Origin of the sequence: uncultured Veillonella sp., from assembly GCF_963524655.1 — a bacterium.
In the GTDB taxonomy this organism is placed as follows: Bacteria; Bacillota; Negativicutes; order Veillonellales; family Veillonellaceae; genus Veillonella.
Genome location: NZ_CAURHA010000013.1, coordinates 1 through 21,089, shown reverse-complemented (window position 1 = coordinate 21,089; position 21,089 = coordinate 1). Strand labels below are relative to the sequence as shown.

The 21,089-nt window shown below is 41.2% G+C and carries 22 protein-coding genes; 17 read left to right on the top strand and 5 right to left on the bottom strand.

Features of this window, described 5'->3' with window-relative positions; genetic code table 11:
* The first annotated feature begins 214 nt into the window (after positions 1 to 214).
* The gene (locus RYM16_RS04130; RefSeq protein ID WP_314982481.1) at positions 215 to 706 is read left to right on the top strand and encodes a QueT transporter family protein; all 492 of its coding nucleotides are present in this window, start codon (positions 215 to 217) and stop codon (positions 704 to 706) included.
* Positions 707 to 794: 88 nt separating this feature from the next.
* Here the strand turns inward: RYM16_RS04130 and RYM16_RS04125 are convergent, their stop codons facing one another.
* From RYM16_RS04125 to ispE, 4 genes are all read right to left on the bottom strand, one after another.
* Positions 795 to 2,051, bottom strand: coding sequence for a Glu/Leu/Phe/Val dehydrogenase (locus RYM16_RS04125; RefSeq protein ID WP_054748267.1), 1,257 nt, complete (start codon positions 2,049 to 2,051; stop codon positions 795 to 797).
* 399 nt (positions 2,052 to 2,450) lie between these two features.
* Positions 2,451 to 3,890: a sodium:alanine symporter family protein gene (locus tag RYM16_RS04120; RefSeq protein ID WP_105081621.1), complete on the bottom strand. Its 1,440-nt coding sequence runs from the start codon at positions 3,888 to 3,890 to the stop codon at positions 2,451 to 2,453.
* Positions 3,891 to 4,172: 282 nt separating this feature from the next.
* A complete protein-coding gene (locus RYM16_RS04115) occupies positions 4,173 to 4,871 on the bottom strand; it encodes a GntR family transcriptional regulator (protein ID WP_314982479.1) in 699 nt (232 codons plus the stop codon).
* On the bottom strand, positions 4,868 to 5,764 hold the full coding sequence (gene ispE, locus RYM16_RS04110; RefSeq protein ID WP_314982477.1) for a 4-(cytidine 5'-diphospho)-2-C-methyl-D-erythritol kinase: 897 nt from the start codon (positions 5,762 to 5,764) through the stop codon (positions 4,868 to 4,870). Before ispE ends, RYM16_RS04115 begins: the two co-directional genes overlap by 4 nt.
* Before the next feature lie 205 nt (positions 5,765 to 5,969).
* Between ispE and RYM16_RS04105 the strand changes: the two genes are divergently transcribed.
* The 16 genes from RYM16_RS04105 (at position 5,970) to atpC (ending at position 19,917) form a co-directional block, all read left to right on the top strand.
* On the top strand, positions 5,970 to 6,902 hold the full coding sequence (locus tag RYM16_RS04105) for a YitT family protein (RefSeq protein WP_105097431.1): 933 nt from the start codon (positions 5,970 to 5,972) through the stop codon (positions 6,900 to 6,902).
* Positions 6,903 to 7,106: 204 nt separating this feature from the next.
* Entirely contained in the window at positions 7,107 to 8,744 is a 1,638-nt protein-coding gene (locus RYM16_RS04100) for a phosphoglucomutase (RefSeq protein ID WP_314982475.1), read from the top strand.
* Between the two features lie 114 nt (positions 8,745 to 8,858).
* Entirely contained in the window at positions 8,859 to 9,134 is a 276-nt protein-coding gene (locus RYM16_RS04095) for an ACT domain-containing protein (protein WP_009352316.1), read from the top strand.
* 8 nt (positions 9,135 to 9,142) lie between these two features.
* Positions 9,143 to 10,501 (top strand): PFL family protein, encoded by a 1,359-nt coding sequence (locus RYM16_RS04090; RefSeq protein ID WP_314982473.1) that lies wholly within the window; start codon positions 9,143 to 9,145, stop codon positions 10,499 to 10,501.
* A gap of 34 nt (positions 10,502 to 10,535) precedes the next feature.
* Positions 10,536 to 11,687 (top strand): glycosyltransferase family 4 protein, encoded by a 1,152-nt coding sequence (locus RYM16_RS04085; protein WP_273298076.1) that lies wholly within the window; start codon positions 10,536 to 10,538, stop codon positions 11,685 to 11,687.
* 57 nt (positions 11,688 to 11,744) lie between these two features.
* Entirely contained in the window at positions 11,745 to 12,887 is a 1,143-nt protein-coding gene (gene wecB, locus RYM16_RS04080) for a non-hydrolyzing UDP-N-acetylglucosamine 2-epimerase (protein WP_314982471.1), read from the top strand.
* Position 12,888: 1 nt separating this feature from the next.
* Positions 12,889 to 13,083 carry an AtpZ/AtpI family protein gene (locus tag RYM16_RS04075; protein ID WP_314982469.1) on the top strand — a complete coding sequence of 65 codons (195 nt, stop codon included), beginning with the start codon at positions 12,889 to 12,891 and terminating at the stop codon, positions 13,081 to 13,083.
* Positions 13,084 to 13,225: 142 nt separating this feature from the next.
* Positions 13,226 to 13,462, top strand: coding sequence for a hypothetical protein (locus RYM16_RS04070; RefSeq protein WP_314982467.1), 237 nt, complete (start codon positions 13,226 to 13,228; stop codon positions 13,460 to 13,462).
* Positions 13,463 to 13,631: 169 nt separating this feature from the next.
* Complete coding sequence (gene atpB, locus RYM16_RS04065; RefSeq protein ID WP_105097425.1) at positions 13,632 to 14,330, top strand: F0F1 ATP synthase subunit A; 699 nt, start codon at positions 13,632 to 13,634, stop codon at positions 14,328 to 14,330.
* 20 nt (positions 14,331 to 14,350) lie between these two features.
* Positions 14,351 to 14,578: a F0F1 ATP synthase subunit C gene (atpE, locus tag RYM16_RS04060; RefSeq protein WP_004695064.1), complete on the top strand. Its 228-nt coding sequence runs from the start codon at positions 14,351 to 14,353 to the stop codon at positions 14,576 to 14,578.
* Between the two features lie 18 nt (positions 14,579 to 14,596).
* Positions 14,597 to 15,094, top strand: coding sequence for a F0F1 ATP synthase subunit B (atpF, locus tag RYM16_RS04055; RefSeq protein ID WP_009352521.1), 498 nt, complete (start codon positions 14,597 to 14,599; stop codon positions 15,092 to 15,094).
* A 4-nt stretch (positions 15,095 to 15,098) separates the two neighbouring features.
* Complete coding sequence (gene atpH / locus RYM16_RS04050) at positions 15,099 to 15,650, top strand: ATP synthase F1 subunit delta (protein WP_009352269.1); 552 nt, start codon at positions 15,099 to 15,101, stop codon at positions 15,648 to 15,650.
* A gap of 16 nt (positions 15,651 to 15,666) precedes the next feature.
* A complete protein-coding gene (gene atpA, locus RYM16_RS04045; RefSeq protein WP_273298065.1) occupies positions 15,667 to 17,205 on the top strand; it encodes a F0F1 ATP synthase subunit alpha in 1,539 nt (512 codons plus the stop codon).
* Positions 17,206 to 17,208: 3 nt separating this feature from the next.
* Positions 17,209 to 18,063, top strand: coding sequence for an ATP synthase F1 subunit gamma (gene atpG, locus RYM16_RS04040; protein WP_009352465.1), 855 nt, complete (start codon positions 17,209 to 17,211; stop codon positions 18,061 to 18,063).
* 18 nt (positions 18,064 to 18,081) lie between these two features.
* A complete protein-coding gene (gene atpD / locus RYM16_RS04035; RefSeq protein WP_314982465.1) occupies positions 18,082 to 19,506 on the top strand; it encodes a F0F1 ATP synthase subunit beta in 1,425 nt (474 codons plus the stop codon).
* Positions 19,507 to 19,509: 3 nt separating this feature from the next.
* Complete coding sequence (gene atpC, locus RYM16_RS04030; protein ID WP_314982463.1) at positions 19,510 to 19,917, top strand: ATP synthase F1 subunit epsilon; 408 nt, start codon at positions 19,510 to 19,512, stop codon at positions 19,915 to 19,917.
* Positions 19,918 to 20,004: 87 nt separating this feature from the next.
* Here atpC and RYM16_RS04025 read toward each other — a convergent pair whose 3' ends face one another.
* Positions 20,005 to 20,913 (bottom strand): hypothetical protein, encoded by a 909-nt coding sequence (locus tag RYM16_RS04025; protein WP_314982461.1) that lies wholly within the window; start codon positions 20,911 to 20,913, stop codon positions 20,005 to 20,007.
* Between the last annotated feature and the right edge of the window lie 176 nt (positions 20,914 to 21,089).

The following is a 21,089-nucleotide window of genomic DNA, read 5'->3' as shown; positions in this document are numbered from 1 at the left end:
GTCCTTGCCAATATTACATAGATAGTAGTTACTGTAATAGGCCGCTTTAAACTTCTCTCGACTTGTAAATATCGAAAATATATGATATTATAAGTGCACAACTAAATAAGACAGTTTGAAACCATCCTGTCTCTAAACAAAACTACGGAAATTCATAAGCATTTATAGCATGGTAGTTTTGCCATGCTTTTTTTATTTTGAGGAGGTGAGTGTTATGATTACTACACGTAAATTGACTATTTCTGCTATGGTTGTGGCATTGTACATCGTTGTATTGTATTTAACGCAAAGCGTTTCTTTCGGGGCGTATCAAATTCGTATAGCAACATCATTATATGCACTTGCTTATGCCTTTCCGTTCTTGGTAATTCCAATGGGGATTGGCAACCTCATTTCTAACTTCCTGTTCGGGGGTCTTGGTATCCTCGATATGGTAGGCGGCTTTGGCGTTGGTATTTTAACAACAGGTATTATCGTAGGTATGCGTAAGCTTGGTCTCAGCGCTTGGTGGGCGATGCTTCCTATTATCTTTGTACCTGCATTATGCGTACCGTTATGGCTCAGCCCGTTGCTTGGCCTTCCATACTGGCCATTAGTATTGAACCTTATAGTAGGTCAAACAATCCCAGCCGTTCTTGGCTCTGTTTTAGTGAAAGCATTGATCAGCCGTCCTAGTGTGGCAGCTTTGGTAGGTGCTTTCAAGTAAATAAAAAGGTTTATAGGCAAACAAAAAGGCGTAAGCTCAAATGAGCTTACGCCTTTTTTATGGCTAAATGTTATGGAGGTAGAATGGATTAGCAGTTATAACCGCGCCATCTAGTTTCAACTACGAGACGTTCAAGAGCAACCATGTACGCTGCTTGACGAGGTGGTACATTGTATTTATGTTGCATTTCCCAAACAGCTTCGAAGCTATTTTGCATGTTTTTAGTTAATCTTTCGTTAACTTCTTCTTCAGTCCAGTAGAAGCTTGCTTTGTTTTGTACCCATTCATAGTAGGATACAACTACGCCGCCGCCGTTAGCAAGAACGTCAGGGATGATGTCGATACCTTTTTCATAGAAGTATTTATCTGCATCATTAGTAGTAGGGCCATTAGCACCTTCCAAGATGATTTTAGCTTGGATGTTTTCCATGTTGTCTTTGTTCAATTGGTTTTCAAGAGCTGCCATGTACAATACATCAACTGGTTGAGCCAATAATTCTTGAGCGCCAATTGTAGTCATACCTGGTTCGCTGTAACCTTCAAGAGAACGACCATGGGAGTTAGCATATTCGTACGCTTTTTCCACATCAATACCGTTAGGGTTGTAGATGTTAACGCTTACGTCGCCGATAGCAACAACTTTAGCGCCTGCTTGAGCGATAAGACGAGCACCTACGGAACCTACGTTACCGAAGCCTTGAACTGCTACAGTAAGGTTTTTGATGTCTAGGTTTTTCTTAGCTAAGTAACTTTGTAATGCGATGAGACAGCCGCGACCAGTCGCTTCATTACGACCTAAGGAACCGCCTACTTCGATAGGTTTACCAGTAACGATACCAGGGCTCCATTCGCCTTTTAATGTGCTGTATTCGTCAGCAATCCAGCTCATGATTTGGGAGTTTGTATTTACGTCTGGCGCTGGAACGTCAGTATTAACACCGATGATTGGAGCAATACGACGTACGAAGTTACGAGTTAAGCGTTCTAATTCGCGAGGGTTTAAAGTTTTAGGATCAACTTTGATACCGCCTTTACCACCACCGTAAGGGATGTTAGCAATCGCGTTTTTAATAGTCATCCAAGCTGCCAATGCACGAACTTCGTTTTCATCGGAATCTGGATGGAAGCGAAGACCACCTTTAGCACTGCCGCGTAATGTGGAGTGTTGGCAACGATAGCCTTCGTATACGCGAACATCACCATTGTCTAGTTGAAGAGGTACTGCTACCTTTAATTCGCGTTCTGGATGACGTAATACTTCGTAATCGCTACGAGAGTAGCCGAGTTTCTCAGCTGCTACGTCTAAAGTGTTTAGCATGTTTTCATATGGGTTGTAACCGCTCATAATTGCCTCCTGAATATCAGAGTAAATTTATTAATTGTGCTAAATTTTCACATACTTATGTATTCGACGTTGTATACATAATACCCTTTTCGTTTTTATAAATATATTCTATAGTTTTAAATCGTTGAAAGTAAGTAAAAATATAGATAAATACTGTGATTTTACTCACTGCTATTAAAGGAGAAAAAATTGCTTTAGCCTTCCACGGCTAGTGTATAAAATTGCTCAGTTATTTCGATTTAATGTATAAATTTGCTTTAGTAGTTTTGGCGTAGTGTATAAATTTCTTTTAGTTGACCGAGATTAGTATGTAAATTAAAAGCTTTTACAAAAAAATAAGAGCCCTTATTCGGAGGAATAAGGACCCTTATGTGTGTAATGATTTAATTAATCGATTGATTAATGTTTTTCAGCAGCAGAGCTGTCTGTAGTTTGGCCATCGCCCCACCATACTAAACCTTCTTGAGTAGGTAGTACTTTTTTGTTGAATACAGGGACTTTGATGCCACGGCGTTTTTGATCTACGTAGTCAGCAAGTGCAGCAACTGCTTGTTTGTTAAGAAGCACGATAGCTGTAACGTTTGTAAGAACTAGAAGTGCCATGAATAAATCGGCAGCATTCCATACAAGTTCAAGGGATGCAACGGAACCAATGTAAGACATTGCTACTACACCAAGACGGAAGAGATTTAGGTAAATCTTTTTATCTGTAAGGTGAGTGATGTTGATTTCGCCATAGTAGTAGTTACCAACTAGGGAACTGAAAGAGAACATAACGATGAACAATGCCATTGCGTATGGAGCCCATGGACCAAGTTCTTGTGCTAAGTTATGTTGTACCAATGCAACGCCTGTAAGACCTGTAGTCGTGTAATCGCCAATGATAAGAACGATGAACGCAGATGCTGTACAGATGATGAATGTTGTTAAGTATACGCCGAACGCTTGGATTAAACCTTGTTCAACTGGGTGATTTGCAGTAGCTGTAGCCGCTGCGTTAGGAACGGAACCTTGACCAGCTTCGTTTGAGAATAGACCACGTTTGATACCAGTCATCATAACGGCACCGAAGAGACCGCCACCAGCTGCATCAAGTGTGAATGCATGAGAGAAGATGGAGTAGAATACATGCGGCAATTGTGTAATGTTAGTAATCATAACGTATAATGCTGTGCCGATGTAAGCAAATGCCATTACAGGAACTAGAATTTCTGCAACTTTTGCAACTGCACTTAAGCCACCGAATACGATGAATAAAATTAAGACAGCTACGATACCGCCAGTAATATGAGCAGGAACATCGAGAGTTACCAAGGATGCTGCTAATGTATTAGCTTGTACGGAGTTGTAGATCCAACCAAATGTGATAGTAATAAGTACTGCGAATAAAACGGAGAAGCCAGGGCTATTTAAACCTTGACGGATGTAGTAAGCTGGACCGCCATAGAAACCACCATTAGCTAGAGGTTTTTTGTAGATTTGGGCCAATGTACATTCTACGAAGCCTGTGGAGGCACCAAGAAGTGCGATAACCCACATCCAGAAGATAGCACCAGGACCACCGATTACTACGGCAATCGCGATACCTGCGATGTTACCAACACCTACACGAGATGCTGTGGTTACGCAGAACGCTTGGAATGAAGAAATGTGATTCTTTTCAGTTTTCTCACCAGCACTACTTGCAATGAGTCGAATCATTTCACCTAAGTATCGAATTTGTACGAATTTAGTTGTAAATGTGAAATAAAGACCTGCACCGATGAGGATGAAGATAATAAGATAATCCCACAAATATCCATTGATCAAAGATATTGTAGCGTTTAACTGGGCTTGCATTGAGTATCAGTCCTTTCTCTAAATAAAGCCATATAAATCGCACGCCTTTAGAATAAATTATACAACGAATGTATGTAAAAAAGACATGGTATTATGACTAAAAGCTATGCTAATTCAGTACTAGCATGGCATAAAATTTTTATAAATTAGGCAGGAAAACTTTAAAAGTTCAATTAACATGTGAGTTAGAGCTATATGAGAGAAATGCATAATACTGGATACAAAAAACAAAATCACAGCCCAAAGAGCTGTGATTTTATGTTTTTCGTATATAGTTGTGTATTACTTCTGTGAATGGCCGAATTCTTGGGACTCTTCCATACCTTGTAATAGGGTTTGCTCAGAATGTTCCATATGAATTCTTGCAAGTTTACGAGCTTGTGGGGCATTATGAGTAGCAATGGCTTCTACAAGTTGACGATGTTCTTCCCAAGTTTTTCTAAGTCGACCAGGTTGGTTCATAGAGAAACTACGGAAGCGGTAGGTTTGTTCACGCAAGTTATGGACGATGTCCGCTAATCGTTCGTTACGAGATGCACGGTACAGCACTTCGTGGAACTCTACATCCGCAGCTACGACGGAATCCATGTCTTTATTTTCCATGTGGTCGCCGATTTCTACAAGCATTCGTTCTAAGGTTTCGATTTCTTCTTCGGTGATGCGTTCTGCTGCAAGACCTGCGGCTAATTCTTCGAGGGCCGATCGAATTTCAAATACTTGGGTAATATCTTTTAAAGAAATATTGGCAACGTAAGTACCACGACGAGGAACCATAACGACAAAGCCTTCTAGTTCTAATTTACGAATGGCTTCGCGAATCGGTGTGCGGCTCACGCCCAACTCTTCAGCGAGAGGGATTTCCATGAGACGTTCACCAGGCTTTAATATTCCATCTTGGATGGCTTGACGCAATGTTTCACTTACAACTTCTCTCAGTGGTTTATACGCATCGAGTCGTATAGGTTGTAACCGTTTTGTCATGGTAAGTCCTCCTGTGTACACGTTTTAGTAATGAGGGAGAGCCAATCGTGGCCAGCTGCTTTAATTTCCTCTTGAAGCTGCAATGCCTCCATTGGTTTATCGAGTAATACTACCATCGTTGGACCGCTGCCAGTCATGATGGTTGGGTATCCACGGCTTGTAAAGAACTCTTTACAGATTACAAGTTCTTCGTGATCTGGGAATAATAGCTCTTCAAAGGTATTAGCACTGCTTGTGAAAGCAGATTTCAAGTCGTTATTTTCAACGTGGCTTAATACAGTATCAATTGTTTTCTTAGTAGCTTCTGATTTGCCGTTAAAGCGACCATAAGCAACTGCTGTAGAAACAGATACCTTTGGTTTAACGAGTAATAACCAGTGCGGTTCTGGCGATTGTTTATAGGTTAGTATTTCGCCGCGACCTGTGCCGCGTGCTGTACCACCTTGCAATAGAAATGGTATGTCAGAGCCGAGAGTGGCACCGATTTTTAACAGCTCCTCTTGGGTGAGGCGTAAGTCCCAGAAGCGATTGAGACCTAATAGCATGGCTGCTGCATCTGCACTGCCACCGCCGAGGCCTGCTTGAATAGGAATGCGTTTTAATAAATGAATAGCCGCACCTGCCTTACAACCTGTATAGGTTTGTACTGCGCGTAACGCTTTGAGCGCTAAATTGTCTTCGTCGTAGGTTACCAGTTGTTGCATGTAGTCCGGCAACTCTGGAGCACCTCCAGAAAACACTACGGAATGGTGTTTAGCAAAATAAATAGAGTCGCTAAGACGAATGGATTGGAAAATGGAATCGATATCGTGGTAGCCGTCGTCACGCTTACCCGTAATAGCCAGACCGATGTTGATTTTACTGCAACCGAGTTGCTCAAAACTTTTACTCATAATAGCCTCGTTCATAATGTACATAATATATGCAGTTTATATGTTTATTTTATACTGTTATAAAGTGATTGAAAATAACCATTAAGTGGTTTATGATGATTTTGTATACACATGTTGTTCAATTCTTAACAGTATTGTAAATAGCGTATAGTTTAGTTAGTTCATTATAGAATATTTATAGTGAAATGGCAATTTGGAGGGAGCTATGTTCGCCAAGTATAAAGATGTTGTGTATCAATGCCTTATGGTCGCCGTTGGATGTGCCATATTTGGTGCCGGTATTGATGCTTTTGTATTGCCCCATAAACTAGTTAGTACTGGTATTAGTGGGGTCGGTTTGATTTTATATTATGTAACTGGCTTATCCGTGGGTTCTTGGAATATGATTTTAAATATTCCTATATTCTGGGCTGCTTGGAAATGGCTTGGAACGCGTGTCGTAGTAAAGACGCTATACGGGACACTCATGTTATCTTGGATGATCGATCTCTTTGATTTCCTGCAGTATGACATGATTATTAAGGATCCTTTGCTGAGTTCCATGATGGCCGGTATTACGACTGGTGTAGGTCTTGGTATTGTCTACCGTGTAGGCGGTAATACAGGTGGTCTTGATCCAATTGCTCTTATCGTTCGAAAATATTATGGCCTTCAAATGGGATCTATTAATAGTGCCATCAACTGTGCCATTCTATTAGCTGCTGTAGGCGTTGTCGGTCTTGAAGCAGTAGCGGTAACACTTATTAGTGTGTATGTATATACTATTATAACCAATAAGGTTGTAATCGGTTTCAACCAACGAAAGGTTGCTTTCATCATCACCTATCGTACCGATGATGTTTGCGAATGTATCATCAACAAGGTAGGTCGTGGCGCAACGATCATCGAAGGTGTTGGTGCCTATACTCGAACGCCAAAAAATATTGTTATGGTAGCGGTTAACCTGTTACAAGTTAACAAATTGAAAGAGGTTATTGAAGAAGCAGATCCAAATGTATTTATCTTGATTACCGATGCTCAAGAGGTTATTGGACAAGGTTTTACTCGTCCTATTTTGCCTACTGAGGTAACCAATCAGTTGAAAGCACAAGGTACAATAGCTCAAGATGCTACTGCTGTTGTAACGGATAACAAATAAAATAGCTATAAGAAGAAAAAAATAACAAATATAAATAATATTTTTATGGAAATTGTTGTTCTTTGTCATCTTATATTAATTATGTGTAAATATAATGTTTTAGTGAATGTTATATACATTTTGTAGATTACTTGTATCTGATTGTAAAAATATAAAATTAATAATTCGAGAGAGATTCTCTCATGATGAGGTTAGGAGGTTCCTATGGCTCACAAATTAGCAGGTACGCCTGTACAAGAACAAGATATTATTGATGTGCAAACCCTTGTGGATGCTTATTTTGATAATGCACCGGATATTACAGATCCGACACAATTAGTATCCTTTGGTACATCTGGCCATCGTGGTACATCCTTAAATGGTACTTTCACGGATTTACATGTAGCGGCTATTACGCAGGCAATCTGTGATGGCCGTGGCCAATTTGGCGCTACTGGTCCGCTCTTTGTTGGGCAAGATACACATGCATTGTCTCAGCCTGCCCTAATAACTGTGCTAGAGGTGCTCGCTGGAAATGGCGTGATGGCTATGGTTGATGCGGATATGGATTTCGTACCGACTCCATCTGTGTCTCGCGCGATTATTCGCTATAATGAAAGCCACGATCATAAGGCGGATGGCATTGTGATTACACCGTCCCATAATCCTCCAGATAATGGTGGTATCAAGTATAATGCGACGAATGGTGGTCCTGCGGATACTCTTGTTACAAAGTGGATTGAAACTCGCGCTAATGAGTATGTACGTGCATATTGTGAATTAGAAGGATTTAAACGGATTAGTATCGATAATATTGAACCAGACCGACAAGTTCCATATGATTATAAAGGTTTATATGTTGAAGAATTATCTTCTATCATTAATATGGAAGCTATTCAATGTGCTAAACCGAAGGTTCTTGTAAACGCTCTTGGTGGTAGTGGTCTTGGTTATTGGCGCGCTATTAAAGAGCGTTATAATCTCAATATGGATATTATCAATGATGAGTACGATCCAACCTTTAGCTTTATGACGTATGACCATGATGGCAAGGTTCGCATGGATTGCTCCTCTGAATATGCCATGGCCGATGTTATCAAGCAAATCGGTAACTATGATTTGGCCGTAGGTAATGATCCTGACTATGACCGCTATGGTATCGTTAGTGCGGATGGTCTTACCTCTCCAAATGCATTCCTTGTAACTGCTGCGGATTATCTATTTACAACGCGTGGTTGGAAGGATAAAGGGGTAGGTAAAACCGTTGTTTGTACTACAATGATAGATAAATGGGCGGCCGTAAAAGATATTCCTGTTTATGAAGTACCTGTAGGTTTTAAATATTTCAGCTCTTTATTATTTGATGGCGAAATTGGAATCGGTGGCGAAGAATCTGCTGGTGCATCATTCCTCAAAAAAGACGGTACCGTATGGACTACCGATAAAGATGGTATGGTAATGGCTCTATTGGCCATGGAAATGTACGCTGTAATGGGCGCTACTGTAGATAGACTGTATAACAATATTGTCGAAGGTTGTGGAGACCCTCGTTTTGGTCGTATTGATGCGGCTTGTACGAAGGCAGCTAAGGCTAAGTTGAAACAGTTAAATGCAAGCTCTATTACGGCTACAGAGGTCGATGGAGATGCTATTACGAATGTACGCACTACGTCCTTGTACAAGGATATGCCTATTGATGGTGTTCGTGTAGAAACCGAAACCGGTTGGTTTGTGGCTCGTCCTTCTGGCACGGAAGACTTATATAAAATTTATGGTGAAAGCTATAAAGGGGATAAAGGTCTTATCGCACTCTTAACGGCGGGTGAAGAAATTGTTACAGCCGCATTATCTGACGAAGTGTAATCTCATAAAGATTTCACCGTCTAAAAGTAATAAATGTGATATAATATATTAATATAGTTTATTGAATACCCTATATTGGCTATATAGTTTGTAGTGCTTAGAAAAGGTGATGTTATGAAATTAGTTGTTACCGTTGTCGGCGTTGACCGCGTTGGTATCATAGCTGGGGTCAGTACAGTACTTGCTGACCACGGTGTAAATATTATGTCTATTAATCAAACCATTCTTGATGGCGTTTTCAATATGATTATGATGTGTGAAACAAAGTCTGAAGATATGAAAAACCTTACATCTATCCAAGAGGCTTTGAATGCACAAGGTAAAGAACTTGGTGTTGAAATCCGTGCACAGCATGCAGATATTTTCTTGAGCATGCACCGTGTAGGATAGGAGGCACTATGTTATCTATCGACAATATTTTGGAAACGAATCAGATGATTCATGATAACAAGCTTGATGTTCGTACTATTACGATGGGGATCAGCTTGTTAGAATGCGCATCTAGCTCTGGCAAAGAGCTATGTGATCGCATTTATGATCGCATTACAAAAGAAGCAGAACACCTTGTATCTACAGGTGAAGATATTGAACGCGAGCTTGGTATTCCTATCATAAACAAGCGTATTTCTGTAACGCCAATTTCTCTAGTGGCTGGTGGTAGTGATTTAACATCTTATGTGCCTGTAGCAGAAGCTATGGATCGCGCTGCGAAGGCTGTAGGGGTTAACTTTATCGGCGGTTTCTCTGCCCTTGTAACAAAGGGAACTACACGAGCTGACCGCATTTTAATTGACTCTATTCCTGAAGCATTGGCAACTACGGATATCGTATGTAGCTCTGTTGCGGTGGGTTCCACTAAAACTGGTATCAACATGGATGCAGTGCGCGACATGGGTATCATTGTTAAGAAAACCGCTGAACTTACAAAGGATAATGATGCTCTTGGCTGTGCCAAGCTAGTTATTTTCTGTAATCCTGTTGAGGATAATCCATTTATGGCGGGTGCCTTCTTCGGTGTCACTGAAGGGGATAGCGCCATTTCTGTAGGCGTATCTGGCCCAGGTGTTGTTAAACATGCCCTTGAATCCGTTCGTGGTCAATCCTTTGACGTTGTAGCAGAAACTATTAAACGTACTGCTTTCAAAATTACTCGTGTAGGCCAATTAGTAGCACAAGAGGCATCTCGCCGTCTTGGTAAACCGTTTGGTATTATCGATTTATCTTTGGCTCCAACGCCAGCTGTAGGTGACTCGGTAGCTCATGTTCTTGAAGAAATGGGCTTGTCCTCTTGTGGTTGTCACGGTACTACGGCAGCACTTGCATTATTGAATGATGCAGTGAAAAAAGGCGGCCTTATGGCATCCTCTCACGTTGGTGGTCTCAGTGGTGCATTTATCCCTGTATCTGAAGATGCGGGTATGATTGATGCCGTATCTTGTGGTAGTTTAACACTTGATAAATTAGAGGCTATGACATGTGTATGTTCTGTAGGCCTTGATATGATCGCGATTCCTGGCGATACAACGGCTGATACAATTTCTGCTATTATTGCAGATGAATCAGCTATCGGTATGATTAATAATAAGACAACTGCAGTTCGGGTAATTCCTGTACCAGGAAAAACTGTTGGAGAGGTTGTTGAGTTTGGTGGGCTATTAGGTTATGCCCCAATTATTGAAGTGAGTCCGTATAGTGCAGCTGAGTTCATCGCTCGCGGTGGTCGTATTCCTGCACCTATTCGTAGCTTAACGAACTAATCTCGTTTTTCAACCTAGTTGTTGGAGGTATCTTATGAGTGATTATGTGCTCGATTATGTATGGGCCTTTGCTCTAGCGCTCATCATAACCTTTGCACTAACCCCTTTGGTAAAACGCTTTGCCGTTGCTGTAGGGGCAATAGATAAACCTGATGCCCGTAAGGTGCATCATGGTGCTATTCCACGACTTGGTGGGTTAGCAATCTTTCTCGGTTATGTAGGATCGGTCCTCTTTAATGGATCTATCCCGCATGATCATAAACTATTTGGCTTTGTACTTGGTACTGTTATTCTGGTGCTTGTAGGCATTTGGGATGATATTAAACAGATTGAGCCAAAAACTAAGTTAATGGGCCAAATCATAGCAGCCGCTATTTTGGTAGCTTATGATATTCGTGTAGATTTCATCAACCTTCCTTGGGGTGGTGTAGTATACCTTAAATATTGGGCAGCTCCATTGACGATCTTCTGGATTGTAGGTTTTACGAATATCGTAAACCTTATTGATGGCCTTGATGGGTTGGCAGCAGGTATTTCCTTTATTGCATGCATTGCTGTATGTGCGATGACATTACAACTTGGCCAAACTGACTTAGCATGTATATCTCTTGCACTTGCAGGTGCAACAGTAGGGTTCTTGCGGTATAACTTTAACCCTGCAAAAATCTTTATGGGTGATACGGGCTCTATGCTCCTCGGTTATACTTTAGCAGCTATTTCTGTAATGGGTGCTGTTAAAACGGCAGCCACTATTGCATTAGTCGTTCCTGCAATCGTACTTGGCTTACCAATTCTGGATACATTATTTGCTATCGTACGACGTAAAATTAGCGGTCGTCCAATTTTCAAACCTGATAAAGGTCACGTGCATCATCGTTTATTAGCGCAAGGTTTAACTCAAAAGCAAGCTGTACTGATGATGTATGCTGTAACAGCTCTGTTTGGTGGCGTATCCGTCATCGTAGCTGAGGTCAATGCATGGATTGGCATCGCATTGGTACTCGTTATCTTCTTAGGTAGTATTTTTGTGGCTCGTCGCCTTGGGGTTATTACTCATAGTGATGCGGCTGGACATCCACTACCGCGTCCTACAATTGAACGCAGCGATTCAGATGAAACTATTTCCTTTGATCGTGAAGAATTGGCGAAAGCTTTAGAGGAATCAGAGGGTTCCCATAAGGAATAACCATATGTGGGGCGCTTGGCGCCCCATTTTTTCTATCCTACTATGTTGGAGGCAACTATGTTAAAAGTTATGACAATCTTTGGTACAAGACCTGAGGCTATCAAGATGGCTCCTCTTGTAAAAGCATTAGAAGCAGCATCAGATATGGAACCGATTGTAACCGTTACGGCGCAACATCGCGATATGCTCGACCAAGTACTAAACTTGTTTAATATTACCCCAGATTACGACTTAAATATTATGAGCCAAGGCCAAACCTTGTACGATGTGACAAATCGTGCCTTGTTAGGTCTTAAGGATGTACTAGAAGAAGCAAAACCTGATGTAGTACTCGTTCATGGTGATACTACAACTACCTTTGCAGGTGCTTTGGCAGCTTTCTATCAAGAGATTCCTGTAGGCCATGTAGAAGCGGGCCTTCGTACCGGTGATATTTACTCTCCGTTCCCAGAAGAAATGAACCGTAAATTGACGGGCTCTATTGCGACCTATCATTTTGCACCGACTTCTAGCTCTGAAAGCAATCTCAAGAAAGAAAATATCAATACAGATCATCTATATGTAACAGGCAATACTGTTATAGATGCCCTTGATACAACGGTACAAGATAATTATGTATTCGACGATGCGGCTATTAATGGCCTAGATCCTGAAAAACGCACAGTTCTTGTTACCACACATCGCCGGGAAAACTTGGGTGAGCCAATGCGCCACGTATATCAAGCTATTCGCGATTTAATCAATGAATTTGAAGATATTCAAGTGGTCTTCCCTGTACATAAGAATCCTAAGGTTCGCCAAGTTGTACAAGAGGAACTCGGTTCTGTAGAACGTGTTACCTTAATCGATCCACTTGATTATGAACCATTTGCGAACTTAATGGCTAAATCTTATTTGATTCTTACTGATTCTGGTGGGATTCAAGAGGAAGCACCAGCCCTTGGTAAACCGGTTCTCGTATTGCGCGATACAACAGAACGCCCTGAAGCTGTTGAAGCTGGTACGGTTCGCCTTGTCGGTACTGATAAAGATGCAGTACATGCAGCGGCTCATGAATTGTTGAGCAATACAGCAGCTTATAAATTGATGTCTAACTCCGTTAACCCTTACGGTGACGGCAAAGCATCTGAACGCATCATCCAAGCGTTGCGCCATGAGTTCTTAGGCGATCCTAATCGTCCTGAACGATTTGGTAAATAATATGGATAAGGATCTTGTGAAAGCCCTCGCTATGGCAACATCGGCGGGGGTCACACTGGTCTCCTGTATAGGCGGCTTTATTTGGATAGGATATAAACTAGATGGATGGCTTCAAACGGAGCCACTCTGTATGGTTATATTTGGTCTTATTGGAGCTATAGCAGGTTTTTATATGTTATACAAACAAGTTAAGTAGTGAGGTATATATGAATCAATATGTAAAATTCATAGTGCGTGTGCTGCTGACTTGTTTTTTTATTGCCTTTTTAGGCGGTATAATACAAGTTTTATGTGGCCTAGAACAGTATCTATGGGGATGGTTTTGGGGGATTTTTATAATGGTACTTTACTTGCTAAGTTTAGCTTTGCATGGTCAATCCATTGTATCAGGGGATCCTTACAAAGCCGTTCGTAAAGCTCGTAGACAGATGATATGGCGTCTTATGTTAGTAGGTTCATTAGTAGTCTTAGGATTAAAGATTCCCGGTGTAGAGGCTATTAGCATGTTTGTTGGTGTGGCACTTATTCAGCCCGCATTATATGCTGTTTACTGGTGGCTTAGTCGAAATTTCTAATCTTATGTGTGTTAAATTATAGATATATTCCAATAATGCATTATACACAATACATTTATGAGTAATTCGAATTGTTTACCTTTCGACTGTTGATTATATATCTATAACGATGTATGATGATACATATATATTATATTTATATTTATTGTAAATATATTAGTTCTTTATTATGTCTATGGAAGGGGTTGAGAACGTGGAATTACATGCGGGACACCATGAAGTCGTGCAGTGGTTAGGGTTGACATTTAATTTGGATACTTTAATTGCTACATGGGTTACTATGGCTATTGTAATACTGATAACAGTACTAGCCACCCGGGGACGAAAATTGGTGCCTGTAGGCTTGCAAAATATAGTTGAATCTATATTGGAAGGCTTAGAGGGGCAATTAGCTCCGAACTTAGGTCGTCATTGGCCAATGGTGAGTTCCTTGTTATTTACGTTTTTCTTATTTATTTTTGTAGGAAACGAACTGGGCTTACTGCCAACGTTTAAGGCTTTAACATCACCAACATCCGATATTAATACTACAATTGCATTAGCTCTATGTAGCACATTAGTGGTATGGGTTATGGGGATTAAAGTTAAAGGCTTATCCTATTTCAATCATTTTGTTCAACCATATAAGGCTTTGTTAATCCTTAATATCTTTGAAGAAATTGCAAAACCAGTTACACTTGCTTTCCGTCTATTCGGCAATATCGTAGCTGGTGAAATTCTGTTAGAAGTATTGTACAATTTGCCTTGGTTTGTACCGGTACCATGGATATGGATTGCTTTTAGTTTATTCATTGGTATTATTCAAGCCTTTATTTTTACCGTTCTTACTGCCTCCTACTTGGGGATGGCTCTTAGTGAGGATCATTAATTTTTTATGGAGGGTATATTATGGAAGCTCAAGGTTTATTCGCATTAGCAGCAGCAATCGCAGTAGGTTGTGGTGCCATTGGTGCAGGTATCGGTGACGGTCTTGTATCTAGCAAAGTAATTGAAGGTATTACGCGTCAACCTGAATTGCGTGGTCAATTGATGTCTACTATGTTCGTAGCGATTGGTTTGATCGAAGCGATGCCTATCATCGGTGTAGTAGTAGCATTTATTTTGTTATTCAGATAATAACGAGGAGGAATAACCTTGGTTGACTTAAGCCTTGGAACGATTCTTGCTCAAATGTTGAACTTTTTTATATTAGTTTGGCTATTAGCTCGTTTTGCATATAAACCATTATTGGCTATGATGACAGAACGTAAAGAACGAATTGCTAAAGACTTAGAAGCTGCAGAAAAAGCTCGTGTAGAGGCAGAGGGCTTTAAAGCTGATTATGCTGCTCAAATTGCTAAAGCACGTCAAGAAGCACAACAAATTGTTGAAAAAGCAGTTCAAGAAGCAGAACATACAACACGCGAACAATTAGCGACAGCACGTGAACAAATTGAACAAGAAAAAAATCGTGCTCGTCAAGATATCGCTATTGAACGCGATCGCGCTATGAACAGCTTGCGCAATGAAGTTGTTTCCTTATCTGTAGCTATGGCTGGTAAAGTTGTTGCTAAAGATATGAACAGCGAAACTAATACAAAATTGATCGAAGACGCTATTCGTCAACTTGATAGTAAAACGATAGGGTTGTGATACGATGAGCATAGAAATTGTAGCAGATAAATATGGTTCGGCTATGTTTGAATTAGCTCAAGAACAAAATAATTTGGAACTCATGGAGGAGCAATTAGGCTATGTAGCTTCCGTTATGGCAGAACAGCCTGAACTTCGTTCATTCCTTGAAAATCCAATCGTTACTGAAGATGCGAAGATTAAACTTGTTGGTAGAATCTTTGAATCTAGTATCGACAAAGTAGCTCTACACTTTATCTATGTGATGATTAAACGTGGACGTCATCGTTATATAGCGGAAGCTATTGCAGCGTTTATTCAAAAATCACGTGAAGCTCGTGGTATTTTGGAAGCTACTGTAACTGTGGCAGAACCAATCACAGCTGATGTAGAAGCATCTGTACAAGCTAAACTAAGAGAGGTTACAGGAAAAGATGTCATCTTATCCGTACGTCAAGATCCATCTATTATGGGTGGTATCATTATCCAAGTAGGGGATAAACGCATCGATGGCTCTGTAGCTCGCCGTTTAGAAGAATTAGAAAAATCTTTATTAAGAACGAACTCTATTAGATAGGGGTGAATGGGTATATATGAAAATGAAGCCTGAAGAAATCACTGCTATAATCAAACAGCAGATTCAGGACTATGATGTTGACCTCAATGTCGATGACGTGGGTACTGTTCTCGACGTAGGGGATGGCATCGCCCATATTTATGGTCTTGAAAGAGCCATGGCCGGTGAGTTGTTAGAATTGCCTCACGGCGTATATGGCTTGGTTTTGAACTTAGAATTAGATAATGTTGGTGCCGTACTATTAGGTGATGATTTCTTGATTAAAGAAGGCGACCAAGTACGCCGTACTGGCAAAATTATGGACGTTCCTGCAGGGGATGCCTTGATTGGCCGCGTAGTAAACCCTCTTGGGCAACCTCTTGATGGTAAGGGTGCTATCCAAGCTACAGAACGCCGTCCTGTGGAACATCCAGCACCTGGTATTGCGGATCGTCAATCTGTAAACGAACCTTTACAAACAGGTCTTAAAGCGATTGATGCGATGGTACCAATCGGACGTGGTCAACGTGAACTTATCATTGGTGACCGTGGTACTGGTAAAACTGCGATTGCATTAGATACTATTTTGAACCAAAAAGGCAAAGATGTTATTTGTATTTATGTAGCCATTGGTCAAAAAGAATCTACTGTTGCTCGTGTAGTACAAAAGCTTGAAGAAGCAGGCGCTATGGAGTATACAATCGTAGTATCTGCTAGTGCATCTACTGGTGCACCTCTTCAATATATCGCTCCTTACGCTGGTGTTGCCATGGGTGAATACTTCATGTACCAAGGCAAACACGTATTATGCGTATATGATGACTTAACAAAACAAGCGGCTGCATACCGTGCTATGTCCCTATTGTTACGCCGTCCACCAGGGCGTGAAGCGTATCCAGGCGACGTATTCTACTTACACAGCCGTCTATTAGAGCGCGCTGCGAAACTTTCACCTGAACTTGGTGGCGGTTCCATTACAGCGTTGCCTATTATCGAAACGCAAGCGGGTGACGTATCTGCATACATCCCAACAAACGTAATCTCCATCACGGATGGTCAAATTTTCTTGGGTACAGATATGTTCTACTCTGGTATTCGTCCAGCTGTTGACGTAGGCTTGTCCGTATCCCGTGTAGGTGGTAGTGCGCAAACTAAAGCGATGAAACAAGTAGCGGGCCAATTGCGTTTGGACCTTGCTCAATATCGTGAGTTGGCTGCCTTTGCTCAGTTCGGTTCTGACCTTGATGCGGCTACACGTGCTCAACTTGATCGTGGTCAACGTTTAACTGAAATGTTGAAACAAGGCCAATATGAGCCAATGAGCGTAGCTGAAATGGTTATTAACCTCTATGCTGGTACAAAAGGCTATTTAGCAGACATTCAAGTTGAGGATGTATTGGCATTCGAAGCGGAATTGTTGCGTTATGTGAAAGCTAACTATCCTGAAATTATCACAAATATTGAAACGTCCAAGAAAATCGAGGACGAAACTGAAAATCTATTGAAACAAGCAATCCCAGAATGTGTAGAAGCATTTGGTTCTACTCATACATTAGTGTCTCGTAAGGAGGCGTAATGTATGGCTAGTGCACAAGATTTGCGAAAACGCATAAAAAGTGTTACCAATACGCAACAAATTACTAAAGCGATGAAGATGGTAGCCTCTGCTCGTCTTCGTAGGGCACAAACAAAAGCGGAAGCTACCCGTCCTTACGCAGAAAAGATTGGGCAAATCTTGCGTCATATGTCTAATAGTGATTTAGAAGGCTTTGAAAGTCCTCTTTTAGATGTTCGACCTGTTGAACGTACTTGCTATATTGTAGTTGGTGCGGATAAAGGTCTTGCTGGGGCATTCTCGTCTAATGTACTTAAGTTTGCTATGGAAGAATTAAAAGGCAAAGATCCTAGTACATACCGTGTAATTACGGCGGGTAGAAAACCTAGAGACAGTATGAAATCCAGAGGGATTCATATCGATAAGTCTTATGCGGGCTTCTCCGATAAACCTTCCTATGAACATGCTCGTGCCATCATGCATGAAGCACTTTCATTATATGAACGTCATGAAGTTGACGAAGTCATCATGATCTATACACGTTTTGTAAATTCTATGACGCAAATTGCACAGGCTGAGCGCTTGTTGCCGATAGAGCAACCACAAGATGAGGTAAAGGGCGAAGAGTATGATTTCATGCCATCTGCTGTATCTGTCTTGGAGGCGTTGCTACCAAAATATTTAGAAATTACTGTTTATAATGGATTGTTGCAATCTGCAGCTAGTGAATTAGGTGCTCGTATGACTGCCATGACATCTGCTACAGATAATGCAGGGGAACTCATTGAGTCCTTAGGCCTTGAATATAACAAGTTGCGTCAATCTAGTATTACAAACGAAATTTCTGAAATCGTTGGTGGCGCTAATGCCTTGCAATAAATAAGGAGACATCTGTCGATGAGTAATAATATTGGTAAAGTTGTGCAGGTCATCGGCCCAGTTGTAGACGTGCGCTTCGATGCTGGTCATTTGCCAGCCATCTACAACGCCATCCACGTCTACCATGACCATAAAGCACACGATAGACAAAAAATCGTAGTAGAGGTTATGCAACATTTAGGTGACGACACAGTTCGTTGCGTTGCGATGAGCTCTACTGACGGTATGACACGTAATATGGAAGCGGAAGATACTGGCAATCCTATTTCCGTCCCTGTAGGGGAAGGCGTGTTGGGCCGTATCTTTAACGTACTTGGTGAAACTGTAGACCATGATCCAGCTCCAGTTGCAGCTGATGAAAAATGGCCGATTCACCGTCCAGCACCTAAATTTGATGACCTTTCTCCAGATACACAAATCTTGGAAACAGGTATTAAGGTCGTTGACCTTATTGCTCCATACGTAAAAGGTGGTAAAATCGGTCTTTTCGGTGGTGCCGGTGTAGGTAAAACCGTATTGATCATGGAATTGATTCACAATGTCGCTACAGAGCACGGTGGTTACTCCGTATTCTCCGGTGTAGGCGAACGGACTCGTGAAGGTAATGACTTGTGGAATGAAATGAAAGAGTCCGGCGTTATCAACAAAACAGCCCTCGTATATGGCCAAATGAATGAGCCACCAGGGGCTCGTATGCGCGTAGGCCTTACAGGCCTTACAATGGCTGAATACTTCCGTGATGTGAAGAAACAAGACGTGCTCTTGTTCATCGATAACATTTTCCGCTTTATCCAAGCGGGTTCTGAAGTATCTGCCCTCTTAGGTCGTATGCCATCCGCCGTAGGTTACCAACCTACATTGGCTAATGACGTAGGGGCATTACAAGAACGTATTACATCTACAAAAGAAGGTTCTATTACTTCTGTACAAGCTGTATACGTACCTGCCGATGACTTAACTGACCCTGCTCCAGCGGCGACATTCGCTCACTTGGATGCGACAACAGTATTGTCTCGTTCCATTGCGGAACTTGGTATCTATCCAGCGGTGGATCCGTTAGATTCTACAAGCCGTATTTTGGACCCACATGTACTTGGTGAAGAACACTACGCTGTAGCGCGTGGCGTGCAAGAAGTATTGCAAAAATATAAAGATCTTCAAGATATTATCGCAATCCTTGGTATGGAAGAATTGTCTGACGAAGATAAACTCACAGTATCTCGTGCGCGTAAGATTCAACGTTTCTTGAGTCAACCGTTCTTCGTAGCTGAAGTATTTACAGGTTCTCCTGGTAAATACGTACCATTGTCCGAAACATTGAGAGGCTTTAGAGAAATCTTAGATGGTAAACATGATGAATTGCCAGAAGGCGCATTCTACATGGTTGGTACCATTGATGAAGCCGTTCAAAAAGCAAAGGAAATGCAAGAGAAGGGGGAATAATCCATGGCGGAACCTATGACCCTACAAATAATTACACCTGATGCAGTCGTATTCGAAGGTCAGTCTACTTTTTTCGTAGGTAAGGCTATCGATGGTGCTTTTGGTATCTTGCCAAATCATGCACCTATGATTATTGCATTAGACTTAGCGCCTTTACGCATTGATCAACCAGATGGAACATCTCGTGAACTTGCTGTATTTGGTGGCTTCTGTGAGATCGAACATAATAAGGTGAGTATTGTAACACCAGATTGCCAAGATCCAGAATCTATTGATGTGGAACGTGCTCAGCGTGCCAAAGAGCGTGCTGAAGGCCGTTTGGCTAATCCTACACCTGATATTGATGTAGAGCGAGCAGAAGCGGCATTGCAACGTGCCTTATTGCGTTTGCATGTAACTAAACAACTATAAGACAAAAGGCTAGCCGAGGGGCTAGCCTTTTGTTGTACGTATTTTACGTGTTAGTGCGTATTTAGGTGTTATTAAATTATTTGTTCATTATAATACGCTAACGCCTTTTAAGGAGTACGCTGTATTTCTAGGTTGTTCTACTTGGAAATCAAGTACAACTGGTGTTTCAGAGTTAATACCAGGTGCTTGGTAACGGTCACGGTCTGTCGGAATGCGTTTGTATGGCAGTTTATCAAGTAATACGGTCATAACTTTGTTCCAAACAGCCTTATGTGTTGGCATAGTCAAAGAATCATCAGTTTGGTTGAAGCCTGTACGAACAGTGTGAACAACTTTGTCGTTTACATCGTAGTAGTACAATAATGCATTCACTTTTGCAGTAATGTAGATTTCACGATCTTCATCGTTATATGCATATGGACTATTAACACCATTAACTTGTACATAGATGTCTTGTAATGGTACTGGCATAATAACAATTTCAGAATTTTGGGCCGCTGCAATTTGAGCAAGATCAACAGCTCTGATTTGTGCAGTTGGTGTATTAGTACTTACAATAGCAGTATCATAATACGGATATTTAAGCGTATTAGACAAGCGATCTGTCATATAATGACCAAATTGTGCTGTATTTTCATTGCGTAATTTAGCCGGTACAACAATCGTTACTTTACGGCTCGGGAAGTTCTCTAAATGGCCATCATAATTAGCGTTAGATGGATTAATAGTCGCCTTTTCTGGAGTGACAGAAATTGGTGTAGATACAGGTGTATTTGCCACCTTTGTAGTAGGCTGTGTATTGGTTTCGATATTTACGATAGGTGCAGCACTATTTTGGTTGGCTGTCGTAGAACTAATTATGACAGGTTTAGCTCCATTAGAAATCAATTGACTCATATCAATTGTAGCAGCATTAGCTGTTGCTAATGTAGATGCAAGTAGTACACCTAGTACTGAAAGTAGGGGACGTTTACAGAGTCCGAAGTTACGAAACATAATTCCTCCTCTTAATAAAACTCTTTTAAAATCACAATTTAAAATTACAAACAAAACAACTGGTACTATTATATCACATATACAAAAAAAAGAAGCAAGCAGTATGCTTGCTCCTTTGGTCTGGTGGACGATGACAGGATCGAACTGCCGACATCCTGCTTGTAAGGCAGGCGCTC

Excerpts from the sequence above, each read along its gene's own strand:
- RYM16_RS04130 (WP_314982481.1), top strand. The coding sequence starts at position 215 with ATGATTACTACACGTAAATTGACTATTTCTGCTATGGTTGTGGCATTG.
- RYM16_RS04125 (WP_054748267.1), bottom strand. The coding sequence starts at position 2,051 with ATGAGCGGTTACAACCCATATGAAAACATGCTAAACACTTTAGACGTA.
- RYM16_RS04120 (WP_105081621.1), bottom strand. The coding sequence starts at position 3,890 with ATGCAAGCCCAGTTAAACGCTACAATATCTTTGATCAATGGATATTTG.
- RYM16_RS04115 (WP_314982479.1), bottom strand. The coding sequence starts at position 4,871 with ATGACAAAACGGTTACAACCTATACGACTCGATGCGTATAAACCACTG.
- ispE (WP_314982477.1), bottom strand. The coding sequence starts at position 5,764 with ATGAGTAAAAGTTTTGAGCAACTCGGTTGCAGTAAAATCAACATCGGT.
- RYM16_RS04105 (WP_105097431.1), top strand. The coding sequence starts at position 5,970 with ATGTTCGCCAAGTATAAAGATGTTGTGTATCAATGCCTTATGGTCGCC.
- RYM16_RS04100 (WP_314982475.1), top strand. The coding sequence starts at position 7,107 with ATGGCTCACAAATTAGCAGGTACGCCTGTACAAGAACAAGATATTATT.
- RYM16_RS04095 (WP_009352316.1), top strand. The coding sequence starts at position 8,859 with ATGAAATTAGTTGTTACCGTTGTCGGCGTTGACCGCGTTGGTATCATA.
- RYM16_RS04090 (WP_314982473.1), top strand. The coding sequence starts at position 9,143 with ATGTTATCTATCGACAATATTTTGGAAACGAATCAGATGATTCATGAT.
- RYM16_RS04085 (WP_273298076.1), top strand. The coding sequence starts at position 10,536 with ATGAGTGATTATGTGCTCGATTATGTATGGGCCTTTGCTCTAGCGCTC.
- wecB (WP_314982471.1), top strand. The coding sequence starts at position 11,745 with ATGTTAAAAGTTATGACAATCTTTGGTACAAGACCTGAGGCTATCAAG.
- RYM16_RS04075 (WP_314982469.1), top strand. The coding sequence starts at position 12,889 with ATGGATAAGGATCTTGTGAAAGCCCTCGCTATGGCAACATCGGCGGGG.
- RYM16_RS04070 (WP_314982467.1), top strand. The coding sequence starts at position 13,226 with ATGGTACTTTACTTGCTAAGTTTAGCTTTGCATGGTCAATCCATTGTA.
- atpB (WP_105097425.1), top strand. The coding sequence starts at position 13,632 with ATGTCTATGGAAGGGGTTGAGAACGTGGAATTACATGCGGGACACCAT.
- atpE (WP_004695064.1), top strand. The coding sequence starts at position 14,351 with ATGGAAGCTCAAGGTTTATTCGCATTAGCAGCAGCAATCGCAGTAGGT.
- atpH (WP_009352269.1), top strand. The coding sequence starts at position 15,099 with ATGAGCATAGAAATTGTAGCAGATAAATATGGTTCGGCTATGTTTGAA.
- atpA (WP_273298065.1), top strand. The coding sequence starts at position 15,667 with ATGAAAATGAAGCCTGAAGAAATCACTGCTATAATCAAACAGCAGATT.
- atpG (WP_009352465.1), top strand. The coding sequence starts at position 17,209 with ATGGCTAGTGCACAAGATTTGCGAAAACGCATAAAAAGTGTTACCAAT.
- atpD (WP_314982465.1), top strand. The coding sequence starts at position 18,082 with ATGAGTAATAATATTGGTAAAGTTGTGCAGGTCATCGGCCCAGTTGTA.
- atpC (WP_314982463.1), top strand. The coding sequence starts at position 19,510 with ATGGCGGAACCTATGACCCTACAAATAATTACACCTGATGCAGTCGTA.
- RYM16_RS04025 (WP_314982461.1), bottom strand. The coding sequence starts at position 20,913 with ATGTTTCGTAACTTCGGACTCTGTAAACGTCCCCTACTTTCAGTACTA.